Below are 8,306 nucleotides of genomic sequence, written 5' to 3' on the forward strand. Positions count from 1 at the left end.
ACAGCGCCTTTATCAGCACCGACCCAGTCGGCTGCCAATAACGGAAAAAGGCCGGTGGCAAGAGCCACCAGCCATCAGCCTGTCGCTTGACGCTCGGGCTGGAGGAGCAAAGTCGATACTTATTTCAGCTCGACTTTAGCGCCTGCTTCTTCCAGCTTCTTCTTAGCGTCTTCAGCAGCTTCTTTCGAAACGCCTTCAGCTACAACCTGAGGAGCGCCATCTACTTTCTCTTTGGCTTCTTTCAGGCCCAGACCGGTCAGTTCACGAACTGCCTTGATCACGTTTACTTTCTTCTCGCCGGCTTCAACCAGAACAACGTTGAACTCGGTTTGCTCTTCAACAGCAGCAGCAGCTACAGCTGGGCCAGCCGAAGCGGCAGCAGCGGTAACGCCGAAGGTTTCTTCCATCGCTTTGATCAGCTCAACGATTTCCACTACGGATTTCTGGCCGATTGCTTCGATGATTTGTTCGTTAGTCAGAGACATGACTCAATTCCTGAATTGGGGGACGGCCTACGCGACCATCGAAATAAACAAAAAACGCGAGAAGTCGACGAGCCTTAGGCTGCGGCAGCTTCTTTCTGGTCGCGAATTGCCGCCAGAGTACGAGCCAATTTGCTGGTAGCGCCTTGAATCACGCTCATCAGCTGAGAAATTGCTTCGTCACGGGTCGGCAGAGTTGCCAGTACGTCGATCTGATTAGCTGCGAGGAACTTGCCCTCGAACGCAGCTGCCTTGATCTCGAACTTGTCCTGACCCTTGGCAAACTCTTTGAAGATACGGGCAGCAGCGCCCGGATGTTCGTTCGAGAATGCAATCAGGGTCGGGCCGGTGAACACGTCGTTGAGGACACTGTATTCAGTGTCAGCAACAGCGCGCTTGAGCAGGGTGTTACGTACAACACGTACGTAAACGCCAGCTTCACGAGCCTCTTTACGGAGTCCGGTCATTGCGCCTACTGTTACGCCACGGGCATCAACCACGACAGCGGACAGAGCGACTTTGGCAGCCTCGTTGACTTCAGCGACGATGGCCTTCTTGTCTTCGAGATTAATTGCCACGGGTTTAACTCCTGCTTGTTACCGTTTCACTCGGTCGAAACCGAATGTCGTTTTGGTGTCTGATTCGGTAAGGAACCGGGAGCACCATCTGCGTAGGCTTATGGTTTAAGACTTGCGTCGCCTACGGTCTTGGATAGCCCCCGCCAGGCAGGGACCCCAATCTTTCAATTGGCGCAATCAAACGCGCCAATCTTTGTCTTACGCGTCCAGCGAGCTCTGATCGATAACCAGACCTGGGCCCATAGTGGTGCTCAGGGTAACGCGCTTGACGTAGATACCTTTCGAAGAAGCTGGCTTGATACGCTTCAGATCAGCGATCAGGGCTTCAACGTTTTCCTTCAGCTTGACGGCATCGAAGCCGATCTTGCCAACGGAAGTGTGGATGATGCCGTTTTTGTCGGTGCGATAACGAACCTGGCCAGCCTTGGCGTTTTTAACCGCGGTAGCTACGTCTGGAGTTACGGTGCCGACTTTCGGGTTAGGCATCAGGCCACGTGGACCGAGGATCTGACCCAGTTGACCTACAACGCGCATGGCATCCGGGGATGCGATCACTACGTCATAGTTCAGGTCGCCGCCTTTCATTTCAGCAGCCAGGTCGTCCATACCTACACGGTCAGCGCCGGCAGCCAGAGCGGCCTCAGCAGCTGGACCCTGGGTGAACACAGCAACGCGAACGGTCTTGCCAGTGCCGTGTGGCAGCACAGTAGCGCTACGAACAACCTGGTCGGATTTGCGCGGGTCTACACCCAGGTTTACAGCAACGTCGAACGACTCGCTGAACTTGACAGTCGACAGCTCAGCCAGCAGAGCAGCAGCGTCTACAATGTTGTAGGCCTTGCCTGCTTCGATTTTGCCGGCGATAGCCTTTTGACGCTTGGTCAGCTTAGCCATTACACACCCTCCACGTTAAGGCCCATGCTACGAGCAGAACCGGCGATAGTACGCACGGCTGCATCCATATCAGCTGCAGTCAGATCCGCGTTTTTGGTTTTCGCGATTTCTTCCAGCTGAGCACGGGTAACAGTGCCAACCTTAACGGTGTTCGGACGAGCGGAACCGCTGGTCAGACCGGCCGCCTTCTTCAGCAGAACCGAAGCAGGGGTGGATTTGGTTTCGAAAGTGAAGCTACGGTCGCTGTAGACAGTGATGATCACTGGAGTCGGCAGACCTGCTTCAAGACCCTGAGTACGGGCGTTGAAAGCCTTGCAGAATTCCATGATGTTCACGCCGTGCTGACCCAGAGCAGGACCAACAGGTGGGCTTGGGTTAGCCTGAGCGGCCTTCACTTGCAGCTTGATGTAAGCGGTAATCTTCTTGGCCATGAGGCACTCCAATTACGGGTTCGAACGCCTCGAAAGGCTCCCCGGTTACTTGCGCGTTTATCCCAGTGACGACAAAACCCCACAGCCTAGGGCTGCGGGGTTGGGATGCTTGTTCAGTTAGACCTTTTCGACCTGACTGAACTCCAACTCTACCGGAGTAGAGCGACCGAAAATAAGCACTGCCACCTGGACACGGCTCTTTTCGTAATTAACTTCTTCGACAGTGCCGTTAAAGTCAGCGAATGGACCATCGGTAACCCGAACCACCTCACCCGGCTCAAACAGAGTCTTCGGCTTCGGCTTATCACTACCATCGGCCACGCGACGAAGAATGGCTTCCGCCTCTTTGTCGGTGATTGGAGCAGGCTTGTCGGCGGTACCGCCAATGAAGCCCATCACCCGAGGAGTATCCTTGACCAAGTGCCAAGTACCCTCGTTCATATCCATCTGTACCAGCACATAGCCTGGGAAGAACTTGCGTTCGCTTTTGCGCTTCTGGCCATTACGCATTTCAACCACTTCTTCAGTGGGAACCAGAATTTCGCCGAAGCCATCTTCCATGCCAGCCAGCTTAACGCGCTCAATCAGCGAGCGCATGACATGCTTCTCGTAACCCGAGTAAGCATGCACAACGTACCAACGCTTAGCCACGGGACACCCTTAGCCGACAATCAAGGAAACAAGCCAGCCGAGCAGGGAATCAACACCCCACAACAGCAACGCCATAACGATAACCACAGCAACAACAATTAGCGTTGTCTGCGTAGTTTCCTGGCGAGTTGGCCATACGACTTTACGAATCTCGGTGCGCGCTTCCTTAACCAGTACAAAGAACGACTTGCCCTTTGCAGTCTGCAGGCCTACAAAGGCAGCTACAGCAGCAATCACGAGCAATGCGAGTACACGGTACAGGATCGGCGAAGCAGCGTAATACTGATTGCCAACTACACCCACAACTACCAAAGCGGCTACCACAAGCCACTTTAGCAGATCGAAGCGAGAGCCTTGAGCTTCAGCCTTAGGAGTCATCTATGAAGATCCTGTGAAAAGAAAGCCAGACACACCGAGTGAATCTGGCAGGTCAGGAGGGAATCGAACCCCCAACCTACGGTTTTGGAGACCGTCGCTCTGCCAATTGAGCTACTGACCTAAAACAAAATCAGGCCGACCATTATGCCGGCCCGAAAAATACATTACAACTGCTTATTCGATGATTTTGGCCACTACACCAGCGCCGACGGTACGACCGCCTTCACGGATAGCGAAACGCAGACCGTCTTCCATCGCGATGGTTTTGATCAGGGTAACAGTCATCTGAATGTTGTCACCTGGCATTACCATTTCAACGCCTTCTGGCAGCTCGCAGTTACCAGTCACGTCAGTAGTACGGAAGTAGAACTGTGGACGGTAGCCTTTGAAGAACGGAGTATGACGACCGCCTTCTTCCTTGCTCAGAACGTAAACTTCTGCGGTGAACTTGGTGTGCGGCTTAACCGAACCTGGCTTGACCAGAACCTGACCACGCTCAACGTCGTCACGCTTGGTACCACGCAGCAGAACGCCGCAGTTCTCACCAGCACGACCTTCGTCGAGCAGCTTGCGGAACATCTCAACACCGGTGCAGGTGGTGGTGGTGGTGTCACGCAGACCAACGATTTCCAGTGCATCTTGAACGCGAACGATACCGCGCTCGATACGACCAGTCACAACAGTACCGCGACCCGAGATCGAGAATACGTCTTCGATTGGCATCAGGAATGGCTTGTCGATCATACGAACTGGTTCTGGGATGTAGCTGTCCAGAGTTTCAACCAGCTTCTTGACGGCAGTGGTGCCCATCTCGTTGTCGTCTTTGCCTTCCAGCGCCATACGAGCCGAACCGATGATGATTGGGGTGTCATCGCCCGGGAAGTCGTAGGTGGACAGCAGGTCGCGAACTTCCATCTCAACCAGTTCCAGCAGCTCAGCGTCGTCTACCAGGTCAGCCTTGTTCAGGAAAACCACGATGTACGGAACGCCTACCTGACGGGACAGCAGGATGTGCTCACGGGTTTGTGGCATCGGACCATCAGCGGCCGAGCAAACCAGGATAGCGCCGTCCATTTGAGCAGCACCGGTGATCATGTTCTTCACATAGTCAGCGTGACCTGGGCAGTCAACGTGAGCGTAGTGACGAATGTTCGAGTTGTACTCAACGTGCGCGGTATTGATGGTGATACCGCGAGCTTTTTCTTCTGGAGCGCTGTCGATCTTGTCGAACTCAACTACGGCCGAACCGAAAACTTCGGAGCAGACGCGAGTCAGAGCAGCGGTCAGAGTGGTTTTACCGTGGTCAACGTGACCAATGGTCCCTACGTTGACGTGGGGCAGGGAACGATCAAATTTTTCCTTAGCCATCGATAACACCCTCAACAGAAGAATTAGACGAACGATATCTACCATTAAAACAAAGGCAGATATTTTCATATCTGCCTTGTTATATGGAGCTCTTGAGCGGATTTGAACCGCTGACCTCACCCTTACCAAGGGTGTGCTCTACCAACTGAGCTACAAGAGCGTAACACTTTGCACAACCTGCAAACTTGGAGCGGGTAGCGGGAATCGAACCCGCATCATCAGCTTGGAAGGCTGAGGTTCTACCACTAAACTATACCCGCGGAGCTTGCAGCTCACGCTAAAAATGGTGGAGGGGGAAGGATTCGAACCTTCGAAGTCGTAGACGTCAGATTTACAGTCTGATCCCTTTGGCCGCTCGGGAACCCCTCCTAAGCGAGCCGGCATTCTATACTATGCCGACCTTCTGTCAAGCATTTTCTCATTAAAAACCTGAGGTTAGCTGCGTTGACACCACTCCGCGCTGACCACCTGATTAGGTGTTCGCTGTGGAGCGGGCGCCATTCTATGCAAACTATTCCAGCGGTGCAACCCCCTCACACAGCATTATTTTATGTTTTAACTCATTGAATTCCTTGGAAAGGTTCTGCAACTGCACATCCCCTAATAAACGCTGGCTTTCGGGCGCAATGCGCAACCAATAACCAGGCTCGGAGAGATCCTTTTGCGACGCCTGAACCTTCACACCCATGGCCGCTAGACGCAGCTGCAGCGCGGAAATGATGCTTTCTTGAGTCAAACCACCCAAAAATAGACACTCTTGCCCAGCTCGGAGCACGCCCTGCCCTCCCCCAGAGCCACCATTCGCCTCACTCAATAAGCGAATATCTTGTTGAGACCCGCGGTACATGCTGAGGGGCGTGACATCTTTCGCACGCAAGGGAGCTTCCTGCTGATGCCAGACGTAATAAAACACATTGAGAACAACGAGCAGCAGGAACAACCAACGCATACAAACCTCAAGTTAACGGACAGGCCATCGCCAACCCTATGAATACCAGATCAGGGACGATCCGCGCTTCAGGCACGATGTCCGCCACCAACCCAGCATCGCCACCGGTAATAAAAACAGTAAAGCGCTCTCCCCAATAGGATCGAGCCATTTCCATCTGGGTCAGGACAAAGCCTCTCAACATCAAAGAGCATCCACGCTCCACCGCTTCGACGGTACTGCGCCCCGGAGCATGGCTCGCAAGCGCTCTTTCGGCAGCCGAGTCCCCATAACGGATTTTCCGGGTATGTGTACGCAATTGGTTACGCATTAAGGGCATCCCTGGGCAAATGAATCCCCCAAGGTGCTCACCTTCGGCATTAATAAAGTCAGCCGTCACTGCAGTGCCGAAATCCAGAATCAGACAGGCGCCCGCAGCCAAATGAAAGCCACCAAGCATCGCCAACCAGCGATCCAGCCCCAAGCGTTCATAGTCGTGATAGCCATTCCTGACACCAGCCATTTCACTGGACGACGTGGCGCACACAACCGAGACACCGAACGCCTGCTCGAGAATCCGGGTGAGCGCGGCAGTTTCTTCGCTGGTTCTTACACTGACCAACCGACATTTACGCAACGACAGGCTATCAAATGCGCATAGGCTATCCACCAGAGCCTGATCCGAGTCGACAACACCCTCCGCGAAAAGACCGCCAGCGGCCGTATTCAATACACGCCACTTGATAAAGCTATTCCCACAGTCGAGCTCAAGAATCATCACGCAACCTCAGGCTGAGCTCACCACCACTAAAAACCTTTTCCACGCCGTCCACCTTCAAGCGCAGCGCACCTTGGCTATCGATGCCAAGCACAACGCCTTCTATATGACTTACCCCGGCAATCAAAGAAACCGGGCGACCTTGCCACATGTGATCCTTTTCCCACTCTTCCTGGAGCGCAGAGAAACCATCAACCTGATGGCGCTGGATATAGCCGCGCAGTTGCTCGTTCAACTCAGCCACCAAGACGTTGCGATCGCAGCTTTTGCCGGTCTCGAGTCGAATCGACGTCCATTGTTGGCCAACCGCCTCAGCAACCTGCATGTTCACGTTGATACCTATACCCAGCACCACGTGGCAAACATCTGCCGGATCCCCTACTAGCTCAAGAAGAATACCGGCGATTTTCTTGTTTCCGACCAGCACATCGTTGGGCCACTTTAATCCTGCGCCCGCCACCCCCAACTTTCGCAAGGCGTGCATAACAGCCAAACCGACCACCAGACTCAAGCCTTCAAGCTGACGCATGCCACCATCTATGCGCAGAACGAGGCTGTAGTAGAGATTTTCAGCAAAAGGGCTTACCCACTTGCGTCCCCGGCGGCCACGACCGGAAATCTGTCGCTCTGCCAATACCAGAAACGGCGCCGCTCGACCCTGATTGATCGCGCGAAGCGCCTCTGCGTTAGTGGAGTCAATGGAGTCAAAGACTGTAATCGGCCAAACCGCTGCCAAGGCACCAATCTTCAGGGGGTCGAGCAGCGTCAGGGGTGCAGCCAGTTGATAGCCTCTGCCCCGGACTTTGTTAATTGACAATCCGAGTTCGGCCTCAAGATGCTGAAGCTGCTTCCACACCGCACTTCGACTGATTCCCAGGGCAATCCCCAAAGCCTCGCCGGAATGGAATCGACCATCCTTTAAAAGATTCAACAACGTCAACATGCAGGTCTCGCCTCACAATGAGGCCCGAATAATAGCCATGACCCGGGCAATTGCATAGAAATCAAGCAAGCCACTTTCCTGCGGACAAAACAAAACCCCAACTGCTTTCGCAATTGGGGTTTCGGAATTTAATCTTGACGATGACCTACTCTCACATGGGGAAACCCCACACTACCATCGGCGATGCATCGTTTCACTTCTGAGTTCGGGATGGGATCAGGTGGTTCCAACGCTCTATGGTCGTCAAGAAATTCGGGTACTGACTCGTGACCAACTGGCCTCGCTTCAGCAAATCGGGTATGTGATACAGGTGTTTGTGAGCAGCGCGAACTTTCGGTTCATTGCGTCTTCACACACCGCAATCTGGTCTCTTTCGAGCATTCAGATTGCTTGGGTGTTATATGGTCAAGCCTCACGGGCAATTAGTATTGGTTAGCTCAACGCCTCACAGCGCTTACACACCCAACCTATCAACGTCGTAGTCTTCGACGGCCCTTCAGGGAACTCAAGGTTCCAGTGAGATCTCATCTTGAGGCAAGTTTCCCGCTTAGATGCTTTCAGCGGTTATCTTTCCCGAACATAGCTACCCGGCAATGCCACTGGCGTGACAACCGGAACACCAGAGGTTCGTCCACTCCGGTCCTCTCGTACTAGGAGCAGCCCCTCTCAAATCTCAAACGTCCACGGCAGATAGGGACCGAACTGTCTCACGACGTTCTAAACCCAGCTCGCGTACCACTTTAAATGGCGAACAGCCATACCCTTGGGACCGGCTTCAGCCCCAGGATGTGATGAGCCGACATCGAGGTGCCAAACACCGCCGTCGATATGAACTCTTGGGCGGTATCAGCCTGTTATCCCCGGAGTACCTTTTA

Annotated in this window: 10 protein-coding genes, 4 tRNA genes and 2 rRNA genes (1 of these 16 running past the window's edge); all 16 read right to left on the reverse strand. The window is 53.7% G+C overall.

What is annotated here, in order from left to right:
• Positions 1-119: 119 nt before the first annotated feature.
• Positions 120-485: a 50S ribosomal protein L7/L12 gene (gene rplL / locus AC193Q_RS17220; RefSeq protein WP_041074960.1), complete on the reverse strand. Its 366-nt coding sequence runs from the start codon at positions 483-485 to the stop codon at positions 120-122.
• 74 nt (positions 486-559) lie between these two features.
• Positions 560-1,060, reverse strand: a complete 501-nt coding sequence (gene rplJ, locus AC193Q_RS17225; protein ID WP_003228752.1) for a 50S ribosomal protein L10 — start codon at positions 1,058-1,060, stop codon at positions 560-562.
• A 198-nt stretch (positions 1,061-1,258) separates the two neighbouring features.
• A complete protein-coding gene (rplA, locus tag AC193Q_RS17230; protein ID WP_003228754.1) occupies positions 1,259-1,954 on the reverse strand; it encodes a 50S ribosomal protein L1 in 696 nt (231 codons plus the stop codon).
• Entirely contained in the window at positions 1,954-2,385 is a 432-nt protein-coding gene (gene rplK, locus AC193Q_RS17235) for a 50S ribosomal protein L11 (protein WP_003228756.1), read from the reverse strand. The genes rplA and rplK overlap by 1 nt, the downstream gene beginning before the upstream one ends.
• 117 nt (positions 2,386-2,502) lie before the next feature.
• Positions 2,503-3,036, reverse strand: coding sequence for a transcription termination/antitermination protein NusG (gene nusG, locus AC193Q_RS17240; RefSeq protein ID WP_025113545.1), 534 nt, complete (start codon positions 3,034-3,036; stop codon positions 2,503-2,505).
• 9 nt (positions 3,037-3,045) lie between these two features.
• Positions 3,046-3,414, reverse strand: a complete 369-nt coding sequence (secE, locus tag AC193Q_RS17245; RefSeq protein ID WP_041074957.1) for a preprotein translocase subunit SecE — start codon at positions 3,412-3,414, stop codon at positions 3,046-3,048.
• Between the two features lie 45 nt (positions 3,415-3,459).
• Positions 3,460-3,535, reverse strand: a tRNA-Trp gene (locus AC193Q_RS17250).
• Positions 3,536-3,588: 53 nt separating this feature from the next.
• A complete protein-coding gene (gene tuf / locus AC193Q_RS17255) occupies positions 3,589-4,782 on the reverse strand; it encodes an elongation factor Tu (RefSeq protein WP_095668187.1) in 1,194 nt (397 codons plus the stop codon).
• 84 nt (positions 4,783-4,866) lie between these two features.
• Positions 4,867-4,942, reverse strand: a tRNA-Thr gene (locus AC193Q_RS17260).
• A 26-nt stretch (positions 4,943-4,968) separates the two neighbouring features.
• A tRNA-Gly gene (locus AC193Q_RS17265) sits at positions 4,969-5,042 on the reverse strand.
• Between the two features lie 24 nt (positions 5,043-5,066).
• Positions 5,067-5,151: transfer RNA gene (locus AC193Q_RS17270), tRNA-Tyr, on the reverse strand.
• A 142-nt stretch (positions 5,152-5,293) separates the two neighbouring features.
• Entirely contained in the window at positions 5,294-5,731 is a 438-nt protein-coding gene (locus tag AC193Q_RS17275) for a hypothetical protein (protein ID WP_047296935.1), read from the reverse strand.
• A gap of 7 nt (positions 5,732-5,738) precedes the next feature.
• Positions 5,739-6,488 (reverse strand): pantothenate kinase, encoded by a 750-nt coding sequence (locus AC193Q_RS17280; protein ID WP_047296936.1) that lies wholly within the window; start codon positions 6,486-6,488, stop codon positions 5,739-5,741.
• Positions 6,478-7,431, reverse strand: coding sequence for a bifunctional biotin--[acetyl-CoA-carboxylase] ligase/biotin operon repressor BirA (gene birA / locus AC193Q_RS17285; protein WP_047296938.1), 954 nt, complete (start codon positions 7,429-7,431; stop codon positions 6,478-6,480). Before birA ends, AC193Q_RS17280 begins: the two co-directional genes overlap by 11 nt.
• Positions 7,432-7,563: 132 nt before the next feature.
• Positions 7,564-7,679 (reverse strand): 5S ribosomal RNA (rrf, locus tag AC193Q_RS17290).
• Between the two features lie 153 nt (positions 7,680-7,832).
• Positions 7,833-8,306 (reverse strand): 23S ribosomal RNA (locus tag AC193Q_RS17295) (it continues 2,418 nt past the right edge of the window).

The organism is Pseudomonas sp. F2 (genome assembly GCF_057174385.1).